The organism is Pseudomonas sp. TE3895 (genome assembly GCF_056278855.1).
In genome coordinates, this window is the sequence record NZ_JBWBQE010000001.1 from 3,963,436 (window position 1) to 3,986,698 (window position 23,263).

The window sequence follows — 23,263 nt, forward strand, 5'->3', positions numbered from 1 at the left end:
ACCCTTCCATGAAACGGGTATGCGGTGGAAACGCCAGCTGCCGCAAAGTTCAACTCGGCGTCAGCATTTCCGTTGGTCAAGCGTTGTGAACCCTCGCTGGCCTTTGCCGGTCGCACCTTCAGAGCGACCGAACAAGGAACCGGCAGTGAGGACGGCAGCGTGAGCGATATTCGCATCGGTATCTCCGGGTGGCGCTATGGCCCCTGGCGCAAGGACTTCTACCCCAAAGGCCTGAGACAGGACGATGAACTGGCATTCGCTTCACGGGCGGTGAACAGCATCGAGATCAATGGCTCCTTCTACAGCCTGCAGACGCCCGAGCGCTATCTGGGCTGGCGTGAAGCAACGCCGGAAAGCTTCGTGTTCGCGGTCAAGGGGCCGCGCTATATCACCCATGTCCGGCGGCTGAAGGAAATCGAAGAGCCAATGGCCAATTTTTTCGCCTCCGGGCCGCTGCTGTTGGGCGAAAAGCTCGGGCCGTTCCTGTGGCAGTTCCCTCCCAACATGAAATTCGATGAAGACCGTTTTGCCCGGTTCCTGGCGCTGCTGCCACATACCCGCGAAGCGGCCCGTGAACGCGCCCAAGGCTGCGCCGAGCGCCTGAAGGGTAATGGCAGCCTTGCCATCAAGGGCAATGCACGCTTGCGTCACGCGGTGGAAATTCGCCACGAAAGTTTCCTCTGTGAAGCCTTCATCAAGCTGTTACGCAAACATCACGTGGCGCTGGTGGTTGCCGACAGCGCCGGCAAATGGCCCTGTGTCGAAGATGTGACCGCCGACTTCGTCTACATGCGCCTGCACGGGGATGTGGAGCTGTACAGCAGCGGATATACCGCACGCGCGCTACGGCGTTGGAAGCAGCGTATCCAGCAATGGAGTGAAGGTAACCAGGCGGACGATGCCCACCTGATCGTGCCGGGGCCGCCGCCTCGGTGTGCGGCACGGGATGTGTATTGCTACTTCGACAATGACCAGAAGGTTCACGCGCCATACGACGCCAGGCGCTTGCTGCAAAAGCTGTCCTTGGACCATGAGCTGATGACCGAGCCAGGCGTTGTGCCGGAGGTGGCCTTGTGAACAAGACCCTGTCCGCCCCACGCTGCATCATCGACAAGGTGACCGCTGTACGCCGGCTCAATGTGTTGACGCTGAACGTGCACAAAGGCTTCACCTTCTTCAACCGGCGCTTCATCTTGCCCGAGTTGCGCGAGGCCGTACGGGCCACCGGCGCAGACCTGGTGTTTTTGCAAGAGGTGCACGGCAGTCATCAGCAGCATGCCCTGCGCCACCCTGCCTGGCCTGAAACGCCGCAGTACGAGTTTCTGGCCGACAGCATGTGGCCGCAGTTCGCCTATGGCCGCAATGCGGTGTATCCCCATGGCGACCACGGCAACGCGCTGTTGTCGAAATTCCCCATCAGCCGCTTCAACAACCTGGATGTGTCGGTGCAGGGCAATGAACAGCGTGGCCTGCTGCATTGCCAACTGGAGGTGCCGGGCCATGACGAGGTGCATGCGGTATGCGTACACCTGGGCCTGCGCGAAGCACACCGGCAGCGCCAGGTGAAGCTGATGCTAGACCTGCTGGCCAGCCTGCCGCCCAACGCGCCGGTCATCATCGCCGGCGATTTCAACGACTGGCGGCTGAAGGCGGACGCGGTGCTCAGTGAACACCTGACAGAGGCCTTCGGCACCCCGGCGCGCAGTTTCCCCGCGCGCCTGCCTTTGTTGCGCCTGGACCGCATCTACTTGCGAAACGCGATGCCGGGCGCTGCCCAGGTGCTGTCCAAATACCCGTGGTCGCATTTGTCCGACCACGTACCACTGGCTGCGGAGATCAACCTGTGAACCGACCTTGGGTAGATGGCAACAGTGTGCAGTTGCTGATCAATGGCGAGCAGTACTACCCCCGCGTGTTCGAGGCCATGGCCCAGGCGCGGGAAGAAATATTGCTGGAAACCTTCATCATCTTCGACGACAAAGTGGGCAAGCAATTGCAGCAGGTGTTGATCGAGGCGGCCCGGCGCGGTGTACGCGTGGAAGTGGCCGCGGATGGCTACGGCACAGCCGAACTGCCGGCTGAATTCATTTCAGCGATGACCGACGCGGGTGTCAGCTTTCATGCGTTCGATCCACAACCCCGCTTGTTGGGTATGCGCACCAACCTGTTTCGCCGTTTGCACCGCAAGATCGTGGTGGTCGATGGTGAGCGGGCCTTCATCGGCGGTATCAACTACAGCGCCGACCATTTAGGCGACTTTGGTGCCATGGCCAAGCAGGACTATGCCGTGGAGGTCACTGGGCCGGTAGTGGCGCAGGTACATGCAGCCAGTAAGCGCCTGATGTCTCCCGTGCTGCAGCCACCCAGTGCGGTACGCCCGGTTACCGAGCCCGCCGGTAGCAGCAGTGCTGTGTTGATCGAGCGTGACAACGGCATGCGCAGCACCGATATCGAGGCACACTACCTTCAGGCGTTTCGTAAAGCCCGGCAACGTATTGTGGTCGCCAATGCGTATTTCTTTCCAGGCTACCGGCTGATGCGTGAGCTGCGCAACGCAGCCCGGCGTGGCGTGGAGGTTCGGTTGATTTTGCAGGGCCAGCCCGACATGCGCTGGGTACGCGCACTGTCGCGCCTGCTGTACAACTACCTGTTGCGCGACGGCGTGATGATTCATGAGTACTGCCAACGGCCGTTGCACGGCAAGGTGGCACTGGTGGACGACCAATGGGCCACTGTTGGCTCCAGCAACCTCGACCCCCTGAGCCTGTCGTTCAACCTGGAGGCCAACCTGTTCATTCGTGATCGGGCCTTCAACCAGCAACTGCACCAGCATTTGCAGGCACTGGCCAGCGAGCAATGCAAACCGGTCACCCTGGAGCGCATGATTCGCGGCTACTGGTGGCGAGCACCGTTGATCTTCGTGTGCTTCCACGTGATCCGCCACTTCCCCCGCATTGCGGGATGGTTCCCTGCGCACCGGCAGCGTTTGCGCTCGGTGCAGCCGGAAGCCGAACCCCAGGGCAACTTGCACGAGGGTAACTCCTGATGGCGCGCAAAAGCTGGCAGACCTGGGGCAAACGCCTGTTCACGCTCGCGTTTCTGATCCTGATCCCTGTGCTGTTGTACCTGCTGGCGCGCAACCTGGACTGGAACGAAGTGCGCCAGTCTTTGCTGGCCTACAAGCCTGGCACCCTTGCCATCGGCTTGGCGATCGCGTTGAGCAGCTACCTCGCGTTCGCCAGTTACGACCTGCTGGCCCGGGCTTACACCGGCCATACGCTACCTGCCCGGCAGGTATTGCCAGTCGCGTTCGTGTGCTACGCCTTCAACCTCAACTTCACGACCTGGGTAGGCGGGGTTGCCTTGCGCTACCGACTCTATGGTCGACTGGGCCTGGATACCGCGACCATTACGCGAATCCTCACCTTGGGGCTGTTGACCAACTGGATGGGCTATATGCTGCTGGCCGGTACCGTATTTGCCCTGGGCCTGGTCGAGATGCCCGGCAACTGGGCGGTGGGCACTACAGGCCTGCGCCTGATCGGCCTGCTGTTGCTGGCGATTGCGGGCGGCTACCTGCTGGCCTGTGGTTTTGCCAAGAAGCGCACCTGGCGCTGGCGCGACCACGAAGTGACCCTGCCCTCGCTGCGTCTGGCGCTGTGCCAGGTGGCGCTGGGTGCCAGCAACTGGGCACTGATGGCCCTGCTGATCTTCTGGTTGCTGCCGGGCGAAGCGTTCTACCCATCGATTCTCGGCATCCTGCTGATCAGTTGCGTGGCCGGTGTGGTGGCGCATATTCCTGCGGGGCTGGGCGTGCTGGAAGCGGTGTTTCTGGCCCTGCTGCACGGGCAGATGGCCCAGGGCACGCTGGTGGCTGCCCTGCTCGGCTACCGCACGTTGTACTACCTGATTCCGCTGCTGTTGGCGGTGGTGACCTACCTGATCCTGGAAAAGCGCGCCAAAGCCATGCGCCGGCGCGACAAGCCTGCTCAGACCTGAAAGTGGCCGTGTGCGCTGGAGCTGGCTGCGTGGCACCGGCTTTGCCGGTGTTCGCGGGTGAACCCGCTCCTACGGGGGCGCGCGCCAAGAAACCAACCCGGCGCAAGACATGCGCCGTAAATGTAGGAGCGGGTTTACCCGCGAAGCAGGCAGCACGTTGCATGGCACCGGCTTTGCCGGTGTTCGCGGGTGAACCCGCTCCTACGGGGGGGGCGCGCCAAGAAACCAACCCCGCGCAACACCCGAGGTTCAAAGGACTGGGCGATCGGGTGAAAGGGCTGCCCGCCTACTGGCTTCAGGGTGAAATCGGATCACTCGCTGGAAAGGTTTCATCCAGCGCATTGTCCACCGCGCTCTCGCCCGGCTTTTCACCACAATGGCAGTCCTGCATCCGGCATGGCTCACCCTTGCGGTGGCCGCTGGCGCAGGCCTCGCAGCAATAGGCCTTGCCGTCACGCTGCAAGGCATTGGCATCCACCGTGCAGGAGCAGTGCGTACACGCGCAGCGTTGTTCGTTCATGGCTTGCTCTCCTCGTCGTCTATCACATCATCGGTCCAGGGCACCCCGTCCAGCGGCGCGGATCGGGCCAGTTCGGCCTCGTCCAGGCCAATGCCGCCACCGATCTCATCGGCATCCACCTCGCGCAGACGCTGGTCTGCCGGGCCGTCACTGCCGCCCGGTTCGTGGGGGTCGCGGGCACCGGTTTCGTCCAGCAGGGTGTCCGGGCTCAAATCGTCATAGGTGACATTGTCCTCATGCAGGCTGTCACTCAGCGCCTCGCCGCCGGTCATGCCACTTTGCGCCACGCGCCGGGGGGGGAACTCACGGTCGACCTCGGCGGCCGGTCGCTCGTCGCCCACCCGCCCTTCGCGCTCATCCAGGCGTTCATCGAAATCCAGCTCATGCACGCTGCCCATGCGGTCTTCGGTGTCATCGATTTCGGTGGGGGTGTATGGCTTAGGTGCATCGGGTCGGGCCATGTGCGTTCTCCATCAGGTGGCTTCATTCGGTCGACTCCGCCAGCTCACGGAAGATTCAGAGTTTTTTGAACTACCGCCTCGGCCGGCACCTCCCACCTTAGAGACTGTGATCTGCCCGGAGCCCGCCATGGCCAAGCCCCTGCAGGAATATGCGCGCAAGCGCGACTTCAACGCCACACCCGAGCCCAGCGGCAAACGCAAACGTGGCAAACGGGCCCATGCGCTGCAGTTCTGCATCCAGAAACACGACGCCAGTCATTTGCACTACGACTTCCGCCTGGAGCTCGATGGCACCCTGAAAAGCTGGGCGATCCCCAAAGGCCCGTCGTTGGACCCCAAGGTGCGCCGCCTGGCAGTGCATGTGGAGGATCACCCGCTGGACTATGCCGATTTCGAGGGCCGTATCCCAGAAGGCCACTATGGTGCAGGGGACGTGATCGTCTGGGACCGCGGTATCTGGGAGCCTGAAGGCGATGCGCATGAAGCCTACGCCAAAGGCAAGCTGCGATTCCGCCTGCAGGGTGAGAAGCTAGGCGGCGTGTGGAACCTGTTCCGCACCCACCTGGCCGGCAAAAAAGAGCAATGGATGCTGGTCAAGTCGCACGACGCCCAGGCGCGCAGCGAAACCGAGTACAGCATTGTCGAGGCCCTGCCCGAAAGCGTGCTCAGCGAGCGCACGCTGGTGCCACGCAAATCCGCTGCAAAAAAAGCCACTGCCTCGCGCAGCAGCCGTAAACGCGCCGACAGAGCTCAGGCTGCCCCCTTGCCAGCACAGCTACAGCCACAGCTGGCAACGTTGGTGGATTCTCCCCCCAGCGGCGACTGGCGCTACGAAGTCAAGTTCGATGGCTACCGTATCCTGGCCCGCATCGAGGGCCAGGACATCCGCCTGTTCACCCGCAACGGCCATGACTGGAGCAGCAAGATGCCCCGGCAGGTTGCCGCCCTGCGCGCGCTGGGCATCGACTCGGCCTGGCTCGATGGCGAAATGGTGGTAGCTGATGAGAATGGCATGGCTGACTTCCAGGCGTTGCAGAACGCCTTCGATACCGAGCACGACGAACGCATCACCTATTACCTGTTCGACCTGCCATTTCTGGGCGGTCAGGACCTGCGACAGCTACCGCTGCAGCACCGCCGCGAGACATTGCGCCAACTGCTTGAGCACAACCATTCCGACGTCATCAAGTATTCCGCCGATTTCGACCAACCTGTCGACTCACTGCTCGACAGTGCCTGCCGGCTGAAGCTGGAAGGCCTGATCGGCAAGCGAGCTGACAGTGTTTACAGCGGCCGCCGCAGCCCAGACTGGATCAAGCTCAAGTGCAAGCAACGCCAGGAGTTCGTGATCGTCGGCTACACCGACCCCAAAGGCAGCCGCAGCGGCTTCGGTGCCCTGCTGCTGGCCCTGCACGACAACGACAGTGGGGAGCTGCGCTATGCCGGGAAGGTCGGTACCGGCTTCAATACCACGACACTGGCCAGCATCCATGCGCGGCTCAAGCCCCTGGAAATCGCCAGCCCTGCCCTGCCCTCGCCGCCTGCCGGAGCCGAAGCGCGTGGTGTGCACTGGCTGCGGCCGCAGCTGTTGGCCGAAGTTGCCTATGCCCAAATGACCCGTGACGGCATCGTGCGCCATTCGGTGTTCCACGGCCTGCGCGATGACAAGGCGGCAACCGCCATTGACCTGGAGCGCGCCATGCCCGCAAAAACTGTATCCAACCGCAACAAGCAGGCCAAGGCGTCTGAGAACCTGGGTGAACTGCGGCTGACCCACCCCGACCGGGTCATTGATCCCACCACGGGTGTGACCAAGCGCGAAGTCGCCGAGTATTACGCCGGCATCAGCCAGTGGATCCTGCCCCAGCTCAAGCACCGCCCGGTGGCATTGGTGCGCGCCCCGGACGGCTTGGGTGGCGAGTTGTTCTTCCAGAAAAACGCGGGCCAGCTGCATATACCCAACGTACTCAGCTACGAAAAGGCCGAGGCAGGCCAGGCGGCGATGGTCATCAATCGCCCGGACACGCTGCTGGGCGCGGTGCAGATGAACATGCTGGAACTGCACACCTGGAACGCCACGGACAAGAATTTCGACAAACCGGACCGTTTCGTGCTCGACCTGGACCCTGACCCTGCGCTGCCCTGGAAGGCGATGGTGGAGGCGACCCAACTGGCCCTCACCCTGCTGGACGAACTGGGCCTGAAGGTGTTCCTGAAAACCAGTGGTGGCAAGGGTATTCACGTGGTTGTGCCCTTGACCCGGCGAGCCGGGTGGGACGAGGTCAAGGACTTCAGCCACGCCATCGTCAATTACCTGGCCAAGCTGTTTCCGGAGCGCCTGAGTGCGGTGTCGGGGCCGAAAAATCGCGTGGGACGCATCTTCATCGACTACCTGCGCAATGGCAAGGGCGCCACCACGGCGTGCGCCTACTCACTGCGTGCCCGTGAGGGGCTGCCTGTATCGGTGCCTATCTGGCGTGATGAACTGGCGCACATCAAAGCCGCCAACCAATGGAACATCACCAACCTGCGCGAGCGCCTGGCGGAGGTCGACGACCCTTGGGCCGACATGGGCAAGGTACGCCAGTCGATCACCGCGCGCATGCGCAAGCAGCTAGGGCTCGAATGATGACGCCCCTGCGATTGGACACGACCCGGGAGCCACGCCCATGAGCATCGTTCAGGACTTCAACCTGACCACCCTTGACCGCCTTTTACGCGCCTTTGGCGAACGCCAGCTACCGCTCAACCTCGATACCCAATTGCCGCAACTGATCCAAGCGCTGCAAGCTGACCACCTCGACCTGCTACCGTTGCCGGGGCAAGGCAACACCTTGCGTCGCTGGCAGACCTTGGCACGGGTGGCCGGCTGTGACCTGGCACTGGCCAAGCTCTATGAGGGCCATACCGATGCCTTGGCGATCCTGGCGGAATGCGGCGCAGCGCACCACGCCAACGACGGCATCTGGGGCGTGTGGGCGGCAGAGCCGCCCGATGCGCGGGTCCACATCACTGCGCGTGAAGGCGACCAGGTGCGCCTCAACGGCACCAAGGCCTGGTGTTCCGGTGCCTTGCAGATCGATCGCGCGCTGATTACTGCCTGGGATGAGGCCGAGCAGCCGCAATTGGTGGCAATCGAGCTGTCACAGCCAAGCCAGGGCCTGAACATCGAGCACTGGCAGGCCGTTGGCATGGCCACTACCGCCAGTGTCGAGGTGGCGTTCAACGATACCCCAGGCACGCTCATCGGCACGCCAGGCCAATACCTCTCGCGCCCTGGCTTCTGGCAAGGCGGTGCGGGTATCGCCGCCTGCTGGTACGGCGCGGCCGAGGCGCTGGCGGATTACCTGCGTGAACAGTGCCGCAAACCCCGCCCAGACCCGCATGCCGATGCGCATCTGGGCGCTGTGGATGCTGCGTTGCATGGCGCCCGTGCGTCATTGCGTGAATGTGCTGCCTGGATCGATCAGCAGCCCGGTGTGGATGCCAGTTTCGAAGTTCGCCGCACCCGCGCCCAAGTAGAACAGGCCGTAGAGCAGGTTATCAGCCACGTCGGGCGTGCCTTGGGGGCCACGCCGTTCTGTCGCAGCAGTCATTTTGCCCGGCTGAGCGCCGACCTGCCGGTGTTCCTGCGTCAGAGCCACGCCGAGCGTGATCTGGCGATGCTGGGCCAGCAGTTGGCCCAATTGCCAGCCGGGGTGTGGCAACTATGAGCCAGAACCTGATCCAGGCCGCAGGTGGCACGCCTTGGGCAACCTGGCAACATAGCGCGCACCTGGCGCGTGCAACCTGGCTCGACTCACGCCAACTGTGCCCTCCGGGGCGCCGGCTGGTATTGATTGCGCCGCATCCGGATGACGAAATTCTCATGGCTGGCGGCCTGCTGGCAGGCTTCAAGGGGCGCGAGGACGAGCTGGTGCTGATCTCCGCCACCGACGGCGAAGGCAGCCACCCCGGCTCCAGCCACTGGACCGAACATCGCTTGCGCCGCCAGCGCCCCCAGGAAAGCCGACAGGCCCTGCAACAGCTCGACCTTGACCTTGAGCGCCTGGACTGGCGCAGGCTCCATCTGAAGGACGGCCAGTTGCCGCGCGAAGAAGCGTTTCTGGCCAGTCACCTCACGCAGTTACTTCGCCCCAATGACCTGCTGATGGCCACCTGGCGCAGTGATGGCCATTGCGATCACGAGGTCGTCGGCCGCGCCGCTGCGCAGGCGGCTGCAGCCCGTGGGGTGCAATTGGCTGAGGTACCGGTCTGGGCCTGGCACTGGGCCGAGCCTGACGACCCGCGCCTGCCATGGCCCCGTGCGCACCGCGTGCAGCTCGATGAAAGCCGTCTGGCACGCAAGCGCAAGGCGTTGGCCGCCCACGTCAGCCAGCTGCAGCCGGACGGCGAGCAGCCGCCGGTGCTACCGCCGCACCTGCTGGATTGCCTTCTGCAACCTTTCGAACTGGTGTTCCTTTGAGTGGAGCTGTCATGAGCCTCGATCCACAGTATTTTGCCGAGCTATACGCCACCCATGAAGACCCTTGGGCCTTTCGCACCCGCTGGTACGAGAGGCGCAAACGCGAGCTGGTGATGGCCAGCCTGCCACGCCAGTGCTATCAGCGCGTGTTTGAGCCAGCTTGCGCAAATGGCGAGCTCAGCGCGCTGCTGGCCGAGCGTTGCGCCGAACTGCTGTGCCAGGACCTGGACCCGACGGCCGTAGGCCTGGCCCGTGAACGCCTGGCTCACGTGCACAATGCCTCGGTCGAACGGGCCCGGTTACCGGGGGACTGGCCCGGCGGCCGCTTTGACCTGATCGTGCTCAGCGAGGTGGGTTACTACCTTGATCCCACCGACTGGCTGCAGGTGATCGAACAATCGGTGGCCAGCCTTACCTACGACGGCGCGTTACTGGCCTGCGACTGGAAGCACCCTATCGCGGGTTGCCCGCAGGACGGTCGCGACGTGCACCGCCTGTTGACCCGGCATTTGTCGTTGCATCAGCAGTTCCGCCATGAGGAGGCGGACTTCTTGCTGGAGTACTGGTCATGCCAGCCAAGCGTTGTCGATCTCGACGAGACGTGCCCATGATTGCCGTTGTCATCCCGGCACACAACGAAGCCCGCCGCCTTGGGCGATGCCTGCGGGCAGTGCTGATCGCTGCCCAGCAGGCGCAGTATGCGGGAATGCACGTGGAAGTGCTGGTGGTACTGGACCGCTGCAGTGACGGCAGCGCCGCCGTGGCGCGGCGTTTCGGCGTACACCTACTGGAGGTGGATGCCGGTAATGTCGGCATGGCACGTCGCGTGGGCGCGGCGCACATGGTCGAGCGGGGCGCCACGTGGTTGGCGTGCACCGATGCGGACAGCCGGGTCCCGGCGCACTGGCTGCTGTCGCAGCTGGCCTGCAGCGCCGAGGTGGTTTGCGGCACCGTGCATGTCGAGTACTGGCAACCCTGGCAGACAGCCGCGCTGCGCAAGCTGTACCAGAGCCGCTACCAGGCGTGTGAAGGGCATCGGCATGTGCACGGCGCAAACCTGGGGGTATGTGCCGATGCCTATGAGCGTGTGGGTGGCTTCCAGCCCCTGGCGGCGCATGAAGATGTGCAACTGGTCAGTGACCTGCAGGCCAGCGGCGCCCAGATCGTCTGGACCGCCAGGCATAGTGTGGCCACCAGCAGTCGACGTGACAGCCGCGCCCGACAAGGGTTTGGTGACTACCTGGCTGGGTTGCAGGCGCAGTCTTGAACTTAATGGCGTTGGCCGTGTTCATGAAGCCTTTCGCGTCTTCTTCACCGGTTTCTTGCCACCCAGGCTGCGCTTGAGCAACTCGGTCAGATCGAGGATGTCCGCACCTTTCTCGGCCCCCCCCGCGTCGCCCTTCTCCACCGCCTCGATCTTGCCCTTGCTGGTCTTCTCTTCCACCAGGTCCATGATCGTCTGGCGGAAGGCGTCATGATAATCCTCAGGCTTCCAGGGCCCGCTCATGTCCTCTACCAGGCGCTTGGCCATCTCCAGCTCACGCTTCTCCACCTTGCTGTCGGTCACGCTGGCATCGAGCTCCAGCGTTTCCAGCCCGCGCACCTCTTCAGGCCAGCGCAAGGTGATCATCACCAGCGCATGGTCCAGAGGCCGCAGCAGCGCCAAGTGCTGCCGGGTATGCAATACCACGGTGGCCAGTGCCACCTTGCCGGTCTTTTCCAGTGTCTCGCGCAGCAAGGCATACACCTTGCCGCCACGGCGGTCCGGGGTCAGGTAGTACGGCGTATCAAAATGCTGCAGCGGAATATCGCCAGCTTCCACAAAGGAAAAGATATCGATCGTCTGGGTCGCTTCGGGCCGGGCCTTGCGGATTTCCTCCTCACTGATCACCACATAGCGGCCCTTCTCGAACTCTACGCCCTTGACGATATTGTCCTTGTCGATTTCCTTGCCGGTCACCTTGTTCACCCGCTTGTAGCCGACCGGCTCCATGCTGCGTTTGTCCAGCCAGTCGAAGTCCACACGCTCGGTGCGCACGGCGGTGTTAAGTGCCACAGGGATGTGCACAAGGCCAAAACTGATGGCGCCTTTCCAGATTGCCCGAGCCATGAGGGTGCTCCCAGGGTTGCCTGCTGATACCAGAAGTGACTGCGCCGAGCGACAAAGGTTTAGCTGGCCTGCCCTGCGGCGACCGTCACGCCTGGCTGAACAGCACCCGCTTGAACGCTTCGGCCGCCAGGTGCACTTGCACCGCCCAATCCCCCGCGGCTTCGCTGCCGGCATCATCGGAAATGTATTTCAGGCACACGAACGGAATACCTTCGTCACGCGCGATCAATGCCAGCACATAGGCTTCCATGTCGACCACGTCGTAAGGCGCGTCGCCATGGTTGATCTCGAAGCTGTCACCGCTGCCACAGGTTTCCAAAGCCAGGCCGGGTATTGCCGCCCCGTGTTCGAGTACCACCGGGGTGTCGGACAAGGGTGTTTCATAACGGGCAAAGCCCAGCGCGGTCACATCCATGTCGCGTTGTACGAAGCGGTTACAGCACACGACTTCGCCCTTGCCATGACGCTGGCTGCCAGCCGAGCCCAGGTTGACGATAAGTTTGGGCCTGCGCGTTGCGATCGCCTTGGTCAGGGCGATAGCGGCATTGACCTTGCCAATGCCGGTGAACACAGTGTTCACCTCGGTAAAGACATCGCCAGCCTCGGCCTCAAGCGCAAAGACGAACAGCGTGTCATTCAGGGAAATGTCGGGAAATTGCTTGATCAGCATCATGGAGCAGGTGTTTCCGAGTGGCTGCAAAGGGCGCGGCCATTGTCGGTCAACACAGCCTAAATGCAAGTCCTGCCTACACCGTCACCTTTGGTAAGCGGGTGCTGCCCTCGATCGTCGTTCACCAACGGCTATTTACCGGCGGCGGCCCACTGCGGATCCGGCCCTGAGCCTGCAATGCGGCAACGAATGCGGGCTACGCAGCGCTTGCAGCATTGCGGTTCATCACCGTCATGCCGTGCTCCTTGTCTACTTACTGGCTCGGCTTCTGCCCCGGCATCGGCTCGGGGTCGGGCGCAGGCTGCGGTGCAGGCTGGGTATCCGGTTGCTGCATCTGCAGCGAAGGCTTGCTGGGGTCGGAATCTTTACCAGGGTGGTCATTGTCGCGGTCGAAACAGCCGCCGACCAAGCTCAGCGCCGCCATCAGGATGATCAGTGGAGTCAGTCGCATGGAGTACCCCCTTGGATAATTGCAGTGCCAGGTCGCCCCGGCACTGCGCCTTGGTCAGTTACGAACGGCCGCCCTTGTGGCCCGACTCGCGGTCGTGGGGCATGTTGCCGCCCGAGGACTGGCCGCCTTTGCGACCGGCTTCGGAAGCTTTTTCACGGTCATTGGCGAAATTGCCCGGGTTCTTGTTACCGCCTTGGCTGCCTTGTTGATTGCCGGTGCGGCTGTTGTCTTTAGTGGCCATGGTGTTCAAACCTCATATGACTTCGGAATGCACGGCAAGATGCCGTACACAGATTCGGAGTTCGGCGATATCGGCAGATTCGCTTTATTACGAGAGGTTCGGACCGGTGGCGTTAAATAAGCGGCATCGCCGTATTTGGTGCGCGTGTCAGTGGTGCGGCGGGCTATCCATGCGCGCCTGGCGCCGGCCCAGCCAGCCACCCGTCGCGGCCCAGCCCACGGCAAGCAGCGCGCCGATCAGCATCGCCAATTGCGGGTGCTCGCCCATGACGTCCAACCCACGCTTGACCCAGCCGCTCAGCGCATCGCCACCACGGTAGACCACCGTGTCGATGAAGTTCTTGGCTTTGTACTTGTCCTCGGCGGGCAGCACGGTGAACAGCATCTCCCGCCCTGGCCGCACCAGTGCGTATTCACCTGCCCGGCGCACCACCATCACCACCACGAACAGGGCAAACACCGGGGCCAGTGCCAGCCACAAGAAGCCGGCAGCCATTATCAGCGGCACTGCAACCAGCAACACACCGACACCCAGCCGACGGGCCAGGCGCCCGGTAAGAAAGACCTGGGTGAGGATGGCCAGGGCCTGCACAACCGTGTCGATCAGGCCGAACACCTGTGTCTGCCGGGTGCGGTCAGTGAAGGTTTCGCTGACAATACGCGCCTGCTCGAAGTACAGGAATGTGCTGACGCTGGCCAGCAATACCACGAACAAAGCGATGCCTAGCAGATAGGGCGAGCGCAGGACGGCGGTGGCGCCGGTAAACGGGTTGCCACCCAGTGGCCGCGCGTCCTGGTGTTTGGTTTGCATCGCAATAGGTTGGCGTGCTCGCCAGCGTTGCAGGAACAGTGTTGCGCCGATACTGCCCAGCAGAAATACCGCCGCCAGCACCAGCAACCCGGCATGGCCGAGCGGCGCCACCAGCAACGTGCCAAGCACGGGGCCACTGAGCCCGCCCAGGCTGGCCCCGGCTGCCAGCAGGCCGAACAGCCGCTTGCCTTGGGCGGTGGAAAACAGATCGGCGAGCACGCTCCAGGCCAGCGAGATCGTCAGCAAATTGAACACCGACAGCCAGATATAGAACGCCCGGGCGGTCCAGAGATCGTCAGGGTTACCGGCCAACAGTGCCGCGAACAGCAACAGGTTGCTGGCGAAAAAACCATAAGTCCAAGGCAGGATATGCCTGCGCTGCACCCTGGATGCCAGCCAGCCAAACAGCGGCAGGCACGCCAACGTGGCAATGAAGGTGCCGGTGAACAGCCACTGCAGATTTTCCACGCCACCGGCAACGCCCATGGTTTCGCGCACCGGGCGCAGCATGAAGTAACCGGTGAACAGGAGGTAGAACAGCAGCAAGCCGGCGATGACCGCCGGCCCCTCACCAGGCTGAATGTTCAGCCCTTGGTCCAGGCGCCGCCGCCAGGCTTGCATGGTGTCAGGCAAACTGTGTGATCAGCGCCTGTTGCTGCGCTTGGGTGAGCATTGGCTCATGCCCGGCCTTGAGCTGATCGAGCTGGCGGTCAGGTCGACTGGTAGCGGGTATGACCGTGGTCACTGCCGGGTGGCTGATGGCGAACTTGAGAAACAGCTGTGCCCAGCTGCCGATGCCTGCTTCGGCAGCCCAGCCCGGCAAGGCCTGGCCTTTGACCCGGGCGAACAGCCGGCCATCGTCGAAGGCCCGATTGATCAACACCGCAACGCCCTTGTCCTGGCACAGCGGCAGCAGTTCCCGGGCAGCGTCCGGCGCGTTGACCGAGTAGTTGATCTGGATGAAGTCCAGCGGCTCGCTGCGCACGATACGGGCGACGTCGTCGTGACCACTGTTCAGGTAATGGGTGATGCCGACATAACGCGTCCCGCCCTGCTGCTTCAGCTCGCGGGCATAAGGCAGCTGGGTCTGCCAGTCGCGCAGGTTGTGAATCTGCAGCAAGTCGACCTTGTCGGTGCGCAGGCTCTTGAGGCTGCCGGCCCACTGCTCTTGGGCTTCAGCCCGGCTATTGGCGGCGATCTTGGTGGCAAGGAAGCACTGGCGGTGCCAGCCGCCCTCTTCCAGCAACTGGCCGAGAATGCTGTCGGCGCCCCCGTAGTTGGGCGAGGTGTCGATCACCCGGCCGCCGCCTTCGAAAAATGCCTTCAGCACCGTTTTGAGCTGAAGGTACTGGGGCGAACCGCTTTCTACCTCGAAACTGCCCGACGTACCGGCACCGATCACCGGCAACGCTTCACCGGTGGACGGGACTTTGCGCGCAAGCAAACCCGCCGGTGCGGCAGCGTGCAGCCAAGGGCTGGCGGCGGCCAGCAACCCCAATGTTGCACCTGCGCGTAGGACTTCACGACGTGCGTACATGGAAAATCTCCCGTCATGAATCGGAAACTTTCAAGCCTAGCCGCTCTGTCCCTCGCCTGCGGGTGTTTCTGTATCTGGATGTTTAGAGATCAGGCCCGCAGCAAGGGGCTCAGATCAACACCCGTCTCGCTCATTGGCGGGCACCAGTAGTAGCCCCCCGTCAGCGGGCGGCTAAAGCGGTACAGCCCGTCGATGATGCCGTCTTCCAGGCCACTCATGCGCCGCAGCTGCACCTCGAATGCCTCGAAACTCTTGCCCAGGGCGACGAAAGCCAGGCCGGCGCCGCGTTGGTCGGCCCAGGCTACCGAGCGACGGACCATGAACGCCTCGGGTTCAAAGCTTTCCTGGGCGGTGCGCTTGACGTGCGCGGACTCGGGGGCGTCGTCGAGTTCTTCGTTATCGCTCAAGCGACGGCCGATGATGTTGTCCTGGTCAGCCTGAGGCAGCGACTTGAAGTATTCCAGGTCGTGCTTCCACAGCTGGAACGCGGCAAAGCTGGAGCCATCTGCGGCAATGGCCGCTTGCACCGCTTCTTCGTCCACCGGGTTTTCGGTGCCGTCTTCATAACCGGTAAGGTCATGGCCGCCCCGGTGCAGGAAGCCATCAACGCTGTCGGCCAGGCTCAGGGCGGGTGCCAGCGCCTGCTCCAGGGTCTGGGCGCGCAGCAGCAGGTCGCCACGTTCGTCGCCACGCAGCCACAGCCACAGGGCGTGTTGGGTGCTGGGGTTCTCCACTGCAGCATCCAGCAGCGGGAACGGGCGCAGGCCTGGTATTTCACGGCCCAGGGCCTTGGCCAGCGGGGCGCCTACGCCCAGCAGCAACTGTTTGCCATCGACCTGCGGCAGCAAGGCATCCAGCGCGGCAGGCAACGCCTCGGGCGACTGCAGGGTGAAGAACAGGTGACGGGCGTGGGCCGGCACCGGGGTGGCAAGCAGACCTTGCTGGAACGGCATATCAGGCTAATCCTAAGGTAAAAACGGAATGCTACTTCGCCTGCATGCCTGCTGCAATGCGGCATGCAGCCTCGCCAGCCGCTGCACGTGGTAACAAACGGTTACCAAGAGCTGGCCCTTTGCAATTAGCTATCAATCAAGGCCGACCTACACTGCTTCAGATCCTTCGCCCGAGAGACCCCTCATGACCGCCTCGCCCCTGCTCACTGCGTTTCTGCCGCTTGCCCTGGGCATCATCATGCTTGGCCTTGGGTTGTCGCTGACCCTGGCTGACTTCGCTCGCGTGGTGAAGTACCCAAAGCCCGTGGTGGTGGGCCTGGTGTGCCAGATCCTGCTGTTGCCGCTGGTGTGCTTCCTGATCGCCAACGGCTTTGGTCTGGAATCTGCCCTGGCAGTGGGGTTGATGCTGCTGGCTGCTTCGCCGGGCGGTACCACGGCCAACCTGTTCAGCCATCTGGCCCACGGCGACGTGGCGTTGAACATCACCCTGACGGCGGTCAACTCACTGATCGCGATCCTGACCATGCCGTTGCTGGTGAACCTGTCGCTGAGTTGGTTCATGGCCTCGGACCAGGCTATTCCACTGCAGTTCGCCAAGGTCATGCAGGTGTTCGCCATCGTCTTGCTGCCGGTGGCGCTGGGCATGCTGATTCGCCATTTTGCCCCGGCGTTCGCTGCGCGCATGGAAAAACCGATGAAGCTGGTGGCTGCGCTGTTCCTGGCCTTCACCATCGTCCTGGCACTGGCCAAGGACTGGCAGACAGTGGTCGAGTACGCACCGGTGGTGGGCCTGGCGGCGCTGCTGTTCAACCTGCTGAGCCTGACGGTGGGCTATTGGGTGCCGCGGCTGTTGAACATTCCCAAGCGCCAGGCGATTGCCATTGGTATGGAAATTGGCATCCATAACGGGACCTTGGCGATTGCCCTGGCGTTGAGCCCTTCGCTGCTGAACAACGCGACCATGGCGGTGCCGGCTGCGTTGTACAGCTTGATCATGTTCTTTACCGCGGCCGGGTTTGGCTGGTGGGTGAGCCGCGGGCATGTGGCGGCAGAGCCCAAGGGTGAAACCGTGAACTGACGTCACCCAATGCCCGGCAGGTGCCGGGCGTGCCAGGGATGCGTCACGATTGGCTGCGCCTGCTGCGCAGCTGCTGCTTCAACACCTTCAGCGGCGGCGCATAGAAGAACCCGAACGACACGCTCCCCGTGCGCCCCTTCACCGCATGGTGCAGGCGGTGCGCGCGGTGCAAGCGTTTCAGGTAGCGGTTGACCGGCCGCGGCTTGCGCGGCCAGTGCCGGTGAAAGAAGCCGTCGTGGGCCAGTACATACAGTGCCCCATACCCTGCCACACCACCGCCCACCCACTGCAAAGGCGCATAACCACTTTTGCCCAGCGCCACCAGCGCCGTGGCGATCAGCCCCAGGGCCACCAGGTACAGGTCGTTGGTTTCGAGCATGCCCAGGTGTGGCTCATGGTGCGATCGGTGCAGCCACCAGCCCCAGCCATGCATGATGTACTTGTGAGCCAGCGTACCAACGCCCTCCATGGCCACCAGGGTGCCGAACAATATGGCGAGATTGAACAGCATGGAACGGTCCGGGTGATGGCAAAGGAAGGCGCAAGGTTACCGGCTGCCCAGGGTTTTTTCCATGTGGGCGTGACCGGCAGCAGGCCGTTCCCGGATGAAGCCATTGTCATGTTTTTGCCCTTGACCTGCTCTGCCCTGCGGCGTATGGTCCGCGACGCAATTTTGCCTTCCTCAACAGGAGACCTGCCTTGGACAGTAGCCCCAGTCGCTTGCGACAGGCCCGCGTGGCGCGCTAGCCCGGCAGTGTTCTGCACTGTCTGGCCGCTCTGGCAAGACGGTGGTTTCCTGTAACCCCCGCTTCTCCTTCCCTCCGCGTGGTCCTGCGCAATTTCTGGTTATTTCAACCGCGCCAACTGATGGCGTTCATGCAGGCGTGTGCCTGCGGAAGAGGTTTGCTATGGATTGGAAAGTATTTCTGCTGCGCGTCAGCATTGCCCTGGTGCTGGGGGCGCTGATCGGTGCCGAACGGCAATTGCGCCAACGCCTGACCGGGCTGCGCACCAATGCGCTGGTCAGTACCGGTGCCTGCCTGTTCGTATTGATGACCCAGGCGGTGCCAGGCATGGCGCCTGCCGATGCGTCGCGGGTCGCAGCCTATGTGGTGTCGGGCATCGGCTTTCTCGGCGGTGGTGTCATCATGCGCGATGGTTTCAATGTACGTGGCCTGAACACCGCGGCCACCTTGTGGTGCACGGCTGCGGTCGGCGTGCTGTGCAGCCTCGGGCTGATGATGGAGGCGGCACTGGGTAGCCTGGTGGTGCTCTGCGCCAACATCTTGTTGCGTGATATCGCCCAGCGCCTGGACCGTCAGGACGTGGTGCCGGCCAGCGAGGTGGAACAGCACTTCGAAGTCCGTATCGTCTGCCGCGGCGAGGACGAGATCCAGGTGCGTAGCCTGATGCTGCACAGCCTGGGCGATCCACAACTGCGCCTGCAGTCGTTGCAGAGCCAGGACCTGGACAACCCTGCGCGCCTGGAAGTGCGCGCCGAGCTGTTGGGCACCGCGCAGGCGCCGGCGCAACTGGAGCGCCTGGTCAGCAGGGTCAGCCTGGAGAAAGGTGTAAGCTCGGTGCGCTGGCAACTACAGCCGCAGGTGCTGGCGACGGATTAGAACGACAGGAGTGACTCATGCTTATCCGCCCTACCCTTGAACGGGACATCACGTGGCTGCCGGACGTCGAGCGCTCGGCAGCCCAGGCTTTTGCCAGTTGGCCGGCACTGGCCTGGCTGGCGCAAGGCGAAGTCATGGATTGCGCAGCGCACAGGGCTTTCGTCGAGGCAGGTGGTAGTTGGGTGGCGCAGGACCCGGCTGGGCGCATTGTGGGTTTTGCCTGCGCGCGGCTGGCGGATCAGGCATTGCACCTTCATGAAATATCGGTTCGCCAGGAGGCCCAAGGGCAAGGTGTTGGGCGCCGGTTGCTGCAGCAAGTGGTCGATGCAGGGCGCTGCGCCGGTGTGCGCGAGCTGACGCTGACCACCTTTGTGGATGTGCCGTGGAATGCGCCGTTTTATGCCCGTTTAGGGTTTGAGATGCTTCAGGAAAGCCGGCTTTGCGAACGACTCCAGAGCATCCTCGCAAGCGAGCATGCTCACGGTCTCAGCGGGCGTTGTGCAATGCGTCTGGGGCTTTAGCGTTTCATCGCGACGCATGGCGCCTGCGCAATCTCCATCCAGGTCAGCAACCCTACCCCGCCGCCACATTTCCCGCCACGCAATACCCATCCCGCCCCTGCTGTTTGGCCTGGTACAACGCCCCGTCCGCCGCCGCGACCAGCGCCTCGGCAGTGACGCCCTCCCGCGCCAGGTCGACCACCGCGATCCCGGCACTGAACGACACCCTCCCCAATGGGCTAGCGGCATGTTCCAGTGCCTGTCGGCGCACCAGCTGCTGTAACTCCTGCACCAGCATTTCCGCCCCGCGGCCATCGGTATCGGGCAGCAACAGCGTAAACTCCTCCCCACCATAGCGCACCGCCAGATCGGCCGGCCGTTTCAAGGCCTGCTGCAGCACTTCGGCAAAGCGTCGCAAGCACTGGTCGCCAGCCGGGTGGCCGTAGCGGTCGTTGTAGGCCTTGAAGTAATCCAGGTCTAGCATCACCAGCGCCAGGGGGTAGCCTTGGCGCCGTGCACGGCGCAGCTCAGGTTCGAACACCCCATCCAGCCGCCGACGGTTACCCAGCCCGGTAAGGCTGTCGGTCAAGGCCAACGCTTTCAGCGTCTGGTGAGCCTGGAGCAGCGCCCGCTCGATGGCGATCCGCTCGCGCAGTTGGCGCAGCACCACCCCGCCAAACGCTGCCAGCCCTACCAACAACAGCAGCAATACCGCCACCGACTTGATCGCATCGTACCGCCAGGGCGCGACAATGGATTCACGCGACAGCCCCGCCTCCACGACCAACGGGTAGCTGGACAACGCGCGGTAGCCATACAGCCGAGGGGTACCATCGACGACCGCTACCGCCTCGGCTACCCCTTCTGTGGCATACGGTAAGTGGTTGCGGAAGATCTCACTGTTGGCAAGACTTCGGCCTATCACCTGTTCCACGAACGGGCGCCGCACCAGGAGGGTGCCGTCGCGCTTGGCCAGCACCAGCGCGCCGCGTTCGTCGATCTTGAAGTCGCCGTAGTAACGCACGAACCACGCCACTTTGATGGTGCCGAGCAATACGCCGGCGAAGCTGCCGTCGGCATACTCCAGGCGCCTGGAAATAGGAATGATCAGGTCGCCGGTGGAACGGCTGCGCACCACCGAACCGATACGTACACCAGGGTCGGTATGGCTGCGGTGATAGGCGAAGTAGTCCCGGTCGGCGTTATTGGCGTTGGGCGGGATGGCCGCCTGATCAGTGACGATCCAGCTGCCGTCCGGGCCGTAAACGAAAAGCCCGTGCAACTGCGGCATGATGCTTTTTTGCTGGGCCAGCAAGGCGTGCAGGCGGGGCCGGTCGATGTGATCGAAACCATCGCCTTCCAGCCGCTCGGCCAAGGCTGCGGTAATGGCGTCGACCTGGCGGATAGCGTCCTCGGCGTGCTGCGCCGTGGCTCGGGCCAGGTTGCTGACCATGTTCTCGGCATTGTTATAGGCAAAGCGGTAGTCGCGCCAGATGCGCCAACCTTCCACCAGTACAAATGCCAGCATCACCACCAGCATGAACGCCAGTACCAGGCGGAACAGCGCCACCGCGCGGCCCTCGCCACTTATGGCGTAAAGCCCATCGTCGTCCTGTTTCCTGGCTGCGCACATTGGAATCCCTGGCCGTACCGCGTTCGCCGTTTTCACTATAGTTCAGCGTCGCACGGTCGGAACCGGCGGCAAAAAAGATTAAACCTTTGCCCCGCCTTCCCCCTCAACCGTACGCGACATTGAGGTCGCGCCACGGTTTAAAGGAGTGAAGCATGAAGAGTCTCTTCATCAGACGCGTTGGTTTTTCCATGGTGTTGGGCCTGGCATCGGTGCAAGCAATGGCCGCGACTTCCGATGATTTCGTCGATGCGGCCACCGAAGCCGGCATTGCCGAAGTGGTGACTGGCAAGCTGGCTCAGGAGAAAAGCCAAAACGCCGAGATCAAGACATTCGCCCAGCAAATGGTCACCGACCACACCCAGGCCAACCAGAAACTCGGCGACATTGCCCGCAAACTGGACATTTCGGTTCCGGATGAAGCCGCGATGACCGACAAGATCAAGAAAATGATCCTGGAGTGGCGCGATGAGTCCTTCGACAAGTCGTACCTCAACAACCAGGTCGACGCTCACGAAAAAGCGGTGGAGCTGTTCAAGAAAGAGGCTGCATCGTCCGACAAGGCTGAACTGAAGGCCTTTGCCAGCGAAACGCTGCCCAAACTCGAACAGCACCTGGAGCAGGCCAAAGCCCTTCAGTCCAAGCACGGCAAGTGAGGCCGCACATGAGTAACGATGCATTGAAGACCGAAGTACTTACCCGCCTGCTGCATGCGCACCCCGAAGGGCTAGGCAAGGAAGTGCTGGACAACTACCGCGGCGAAAAGGCGGTGGCCGGCATGCTCAAGACGTTGCAGGAAGCCGGCTTGATTCACGACGGTAGCGTGGCGATAAGCAGTGATCATCAGATCAGCGTGCACTACCCGATCAAGCTGTCGGCGGCAGGCGTAGAGGCCGCCAGGCGCGCTGAAGGCTGACAGTCGTCTGTGGTGACCGTCGCCGGCAAGCCGGTTCCCGAGGGATCGCACATGGCTTGCCGGCAACGAGACCAGTAATCAAGGAAGAAACCACCCACCAGGAAACGCCTGATTAATCTGCGACCGGGGCCAACTGCGCGCGACACTGCGCCAGCGCCTCGTCACGCGCCTTCAACTGCTCCTCAAGCCACTGCAACTGCCGCGCCTGCTCGGTGCACACGTCGCGCCTGGCTTCAAGGCTCTGGGCTTGCACATCCAGCTGCCGGCGCATCTCTTCGCTGGCGCCTTGTGCCTGGGCCAGGATTGTGCGCAGGCCTTGGATCTGCGCATCGCGTTGTTCCAGCAACTCATCCTGCGCCCGGCATTCACTGGCCGCCTGACGATGCTCTCCCAGCAAACGCTCATTGTCACGGTGCAAGCGGGTAAGTTCGTCCTGCTTGACGATCATGCCCTGCTGCATCTGACGTAATTCCACCTGCATCTGCTGCAACTGCGCTTCGTGGCGGCGCTGTTCCTGCTCACGCTGTTCACGGCTGGCATTGCGGTAGTGCTCCAGGGCGTCGCGGGCATGGCGGTGCTTGTCTTCCAACGATTTGACCTGCTCGTCCTTGTCAGTCAGGCGCACCTGCAACTCACCCAGCGACTGGTTGAGGCTGGCACTGCGCAGCTGTTCGGCTTGCAGCGTGCTCTGCGTGGACAACAGTTTTTCTGTCTCTGCAGCCAATGCCGCTGCATCGATCTTGTGTTGCTGGTGCGCTGCAGCCAGTGCCTGCTGGGCGATTTCCAGCTGCGCCTCAAGCGTCTCGCGCTGTTGCGTGAAGGTGCTCTCGGCCTGCTCGATCTTCAGGTCGGCCTCGTCCTGCAGCTGGGTTGCCAGTTGCCCAACCAAGCGGCTCAGCACATCGCTCAGCGCAACCCCGCCTTCGGAAGCCACCGGCTGCTGGCCGTTCAGTTCCTTGAGGTAGCGGTGAATCGTGGTTTTGGAGCCGGTATTACCCAACTCGATACGTATGGCATCGATGCTGGGGTTCTCACCCCGGGCGATCAGTGCCTGACGCGCCTGCTGCACTACCACCTTGTTGATACCGCCACGGGCCATGCTTGCTCCTACGATTTTGTACTGTGTTATGTAACATGTAATTACGTACCAATTATGGCGATAGCAAACCTCTCCTGCAAACATTTCCTCAGGTGGAATAATCACGGCTTATCGTATGTGAGCATGCAAATTGCTCGAATGAGTGGAGTCAGCAAGTGGTGATGAGGTATTGCGGGGTAAGCACGACGATTCCAGTCACTG

25 protein-coding genes and 1 pseudogene are annotated in these 23,263 nt (G+C 62.7%); 14 read left to right on the forward strand and 12 right to left on the reverse strand.

Features of this window, described 5'->3' with window-relative positions:
* Positions 1 to 24 precede the first annotated feature (24 nt).
* From ACZ889_RS17800 to ACZ889_RS17815, 4 genes are read left to right on the forward strand one after another with little or no spacing between them, the layout of a single operon-like run.
* Positions 25 to 1,077 carry a DUF72 domain-containing protein gene (locus ACZ889_RS17800; RefSeq protein WP_476257640.1) on the forward strand — a complete coding sequence of 351 codons (1,053 nt, stop codon included), beginning with the start codon at positions 25 to 27 and terminating at the stop codon, positions 1,075 to 1,077.
* On the forward strand, positions 1,074 to 1,847 hold the full coding sequence (locus ACZ889_RS17805; protein ID WP_267827403.1) for an endonuclease/exonuclease/phosphatase family protein: 774 nt from the start codon (positions 1,074 to 1,076) through the stop codon (positions 1,845 to 1,847). The genes ACZ889_RS17800 and ACZ889_RS17805 overlap by 4 nt, the downstream gene beginning before the upstream one ends.
* On the forward strand, positions 1,844 to 3,046 hold the full coding sequence (gene clsB, locus ACZ889_RS17810) for a cardiolipin synthase ClsB (protein ID WP_180688030.1): 1,203 nt from the start codon (positions 1,844 to 1,846) through the stop codon (positions 3,044 to 3,046). The genes ACZ889_RS17805 and clsB overlap by 4 nt, the downstream gene beginning before the upstream one ends.
* A complete protein-coding gene (locus tag ACZ889_RS17815; RefSeq protein ID WP_180688029.1) occupies positions 3,046 to 3,999 on the forward strand; it encodes a lysylphosphatidylglycerol synthase domain-containing protein in 954 nt (317 codons plus the stop codon). Before clsB ends, ACZ889_RS17815 begins: the two co-directional genes overlap by 1 nt.
* Positions 4,000 to 4,294: 295 nt before the next feature.
* On the opposite strand, the gene ACZ889_RS17820 is transcribed toward ACZ889_RS17815, so the two are convergent.
* On the reverse strand, positions 4,295 to 4,519 hold the full coding sequence (locus tag ACZ889_RS17820; RefSeq protein WP_004374480.1) for a metallothionein: 225 nt from the start codon (positions 4,517 to 4,519) through the stop codon (positions 4,295 to 4,297).
* The gene (locus ACZ889_RS17825) at positions 4,516 to 4,980 is read right to left on the reverse strand and encodes a phosphotransferase system, HPr-related protein (protein ID WP_180688028.1); all 465 of its coding nucleotides are present in this window, start codon (positions 4,978 to 4,980) and stop codon (positions 4,516 to 4,518) included. The genes ACZ889_RS17820 and ACZ889_RS17825 overlap by 4 nt, the downstream gene beginning before the upstream one ends.
* A gap of 127 nt (positions 4,981 to 5,107) precedes the next feature.
* Between ACZ889_RS17825 and ligD the strand changes: the two genes are divergently transcribed.
* The 5 genes from ligD to ACZ889_RS17850 are packed head-to-tail and all read left to right on the forward strand — an operon-like array spanning position 5,108 to position 10,712.
* Entirely contained in the window at positions 5,108 to 7,609 is a 2,502-nt protein-coding gene (gene ligD, locus ACZ889_RS17830) for a DNA ligase D (RefSeq protein ID WP_180688027.1), read from the forward strand.
* Positions 7,610 to 7,649: 40 nt separating this feature from the next.
* Positions 7,650 to 8,693 carry an acyl-CoA dehydrogenase family protein gene (locus ACZ889_RS17835; RefSeq protein ID WP_180688026.1) on the forward strand — a complete coding sequence of 348 codons (1,044 nt, stop codon included), beginning with the start codon at positions 7,650 to 7,652 and terminating at the stop codon, positions 8,691 to 8,693.
* Positions 8,690 to 9,445 carry a PIG-L deacetylase family protein gene (locus ACZ889_RS17840; RefSeq protein WP_179052848.1) on the forward strand — a complete coding sequence of 252 codons (756 nt, stop codon included), beginning with the start codon at positions 8,690 to 8,692 and terminating at the stop codon, positions 9,443 to 9,445. Before ACZ889_RS17835 ends, ACZ889_RS17840 begins: the two co-directional genes overlap by 4 nt.
* Positions 9,446 to 9,456: 11 nt before the next feature.
* Complete coding sequence (locus tag ACZ889_RS17845; RefSeq protein WP_180688025.1) at positions 9,457 to 10,056, forward strand: class I SAM-dependent methyltransferase; 600 nt, start codon at positions 9,457 to 9,459, stop codon at positions 10,054 to 10,056.
* Positions 10,053 to 10,712, forward strand: a complete 660-nt coding sequence (locus ACZ889_RS17850) for a glycosyltransferase family 2 protein (protein ID WP_180688024.1) — start codon at positions 10,053 to 10,055, stop codon at positions 10,710 to 10,712. Before ACZ889_RS17845 ends, ACZ889_RS17850 begins: the two co-directional genes overlap by 4 nt.
* Before the next feature lie 21 nt (positions 10,713 to 10,733).
* Here ACZ889_RS17850 and ku read toward each other — a convergent pair whose 3' ends face one another.
* The 7 genes and pseudogenes from ku to ACZ889_RS17885 all read right to left on the reverse strand — a co-directional run bounded on the left by ku (position 10,734) and on the right by ACZ889_RS17885 (position 16,217).
* Positions 10,734 to 11,555 (reverse strand): non-homologous end joining protein Ku, encoded by an 822-nt coding sequence (gene ku, locus ACZ889_RS17855; RefSeq protein ID WP_180688023.1) that lies wholly within the window; start codon positions 11,553 to 11,555, stop codon positions 10,734 to 10,736.
* Positions 11,556 to 11,640: 85 nt separating this feature from the next.
* The gene (locus tag ACZ889_RS17860; protein ID WP_070095439.1) at positions 11,641 to 12,228 is read right to left on the reverse strand and encodes a 5'-methylthioadenosine/S-adenosylhomocysteine nucleosidase family protein; all 588 of its coding nucleotides are present in this window, start codon (positions 12,226 to 12,228) and stop codon (positions 11,641 to 11,643) included.
* Positions 12,229 to 12,478: 250 nt separating this feature from the next.
* Positions 12,479 to 12,676, reverse strand: coding sequence for a hypothetical protein (locus tag ACZ889_RS17865; RefSeq protein WP_060545108.1), 198 nt, complete (start codon positions 12,674 to 12,676; stop codon positions 12,479 to 12,481).
* Between the two features lie 58 nt (positions 12,677 to 12,734).
* Positions 12,735 to 12,860, reverse strand: a pseudogene (locus ACZ889_RS17870) (con-10 family general stress protein); the annotation flags it as partial.
* Between the two features lie 204 nt (positions 12,861 to 13,064).
* On the reverse strand, positions 13,065 to 14,348 hold the full coding sequence (locus ACZ889_RS17875; protein WP_476258024.1) for an NTP/NDP exchange transporter: 1,284 nt from the start codon (positions 14,346 to 14,348) through the stop codon (positions 13,065 to 13,067).
* Positions 14,349 to 14,352: 4 nt separating this feature from the next.
* Positions 14,353 to 15,264, reverse strand: a complete 912-nt coding sequence (locus ACZ889_RS17880) for an aldo/keto reductase (protein ID WP_476257641.1) — start codon at positions 15,262 to 15,264, stop codon at positions 14,353 to 14,355.
* Positions 15,265 to 15,353: 89 nt separating this feature from the next.
* A complete protein-coding gene (locus tag ACZ889_RS17885) occupies positions 15,354 to 16,217 on the reverse strand; it encodes a Dyp-type peroxidase (RefSeq protein ID WP_180688022.1) in 864 nt (287 codons plus the stop codon).
* A gap of 184 nt (positions 16,218 to 16,401) precedes the next feature.
* On the opposite strand from ACZ889_RS17885, the gene ACZ889_RS17890 reads away from it, so the two are divergent.
* Positions 16,402 to 17,295 carry a bile acid:sodium symporter family protein gene (locus ACZ889_RS17890; protein ID WP_012052327.1) on the forward strand — a complete coding sequence of 298 codons (894 nt, stop codon included), beginning with the start codon at positions 16,402 to 16,404 and terminating at the stop codon, positions 17,293 to 17,295.
* A 43-nt stretch (positions 17,296 to 17,338) separates the two neighbouring features.
* On the opposite strand, the gene ACZ889_RS17895 is transcribed toward ACZ889_RS17890, so the two are convergent.
* Positions 17,339 to 17,806, reverse strand: a complete 468-nt coding sequence (locus ACZ889_RS17895) for a sterol desaturase family protein (RefSeq protein WP_004374446.1) — start codon at positions 17,804 to 17,806, stop codon at positions 17,339 to 17,341.
* A 397-nt stretch (positions 17,807 to 18,203) separates the two neighbouring features.
* On the opposite strand from ACZ889_RS17895, the gene ACZ889_RS17900 reads away from it, so the two are divergent.
* Together ACZ889_RS17900 and ACZ889_RS17905 are read left to right on the forward strand one after the other, a co-directional pair.
* Positions 18,204 to 18,917, forward strand: coding sequence for an MgtC/SapB family protein (locus tag ACZ889_RS17900; protein WP_004374444.1), 714 nt, complete (start codon positions 18,204 to 18,206; stop codon positions 18,915 to 18,917).
* 17 nt (positions 18,918 to 18,934) lie between these two features.
* Positions 18,935 to 19,438, forward strand: a complete 504-nt coding sequence (locus ACZ889_RS17905) for a GNAT family N-acetyltransferase (protein WP_108190839.1) — start codon at positions 18,935 to 18,937, stop codon at positions 19,436 to 19,438.
* Positions 19,439 to 19,490: 52 nt separating this feature from the next.
* Here the strand turns inward: ACZ889_RS17905 and ACZ889_RS17910 are convergent, their stop codons facing one another.
* Positions 19,491 to 21,050, reverse strand: a complete 1,560-nt coding sequence (locus ACZ889_RS17910) for a sensor domain-containing diguanylate cyclase (RefSeq protein ID WP_180690077.1) — start codon at positions 21,048 to 21,050, stop codon at positions 19,491 to 19,493.
* A gap of 152 nt (positions 21,051 to 21,202) precedes the next feature.
* Here ACZ889_RS17910 and ACZ889_RS17915 point away from each other — a divergent pair, with 152 nt between their 5' ends.
* Together ACZ889_RS17915 and ACZ889_RS17920 are read left to right on the forward strand one after the other, a co-directional pair.
* Entirely contained in the window at positions 21,203 to 21,703 is a 501-nt protein-coding gene (locus ACZ889_RS17915; protein WP_014862024.1) for a DUF4142 domain-containing protein, read from the forward strand.
* Between the two features lie 8 nt (positions 21,704 to 21,711).
* Complete coding sequence (locus ACZ889_RS17920; RefSeq protein ID WP_108190842.1) at positions 21,712 to 21,963, forward strand: hypothetical protein; 252 nt, start codon at positions 21,712 to 21,714, stop codon at positions 21,961 to 21,963.
* Positions 21,964 to 22,075: 112 nt separating this feature from the next.
* On the opposite strand, the gene ACZ889_RS17925 is transcribed toward ACZ889_RS17920, so the two are convergent.
* Complete coding sequence (locus ACZ889_RS17925; RefSeq protein WP_180690076.1) at positions 22,076 to 23,062, reverse strand: DNA-binding protein; 987 nt, start codon at positions 23,060 to 23,062, stop codon at positions 22,076 to 22,078.
* Between the last annotated feature and the right edge of the window lie 201 nt (positions 23,063 to 23,263).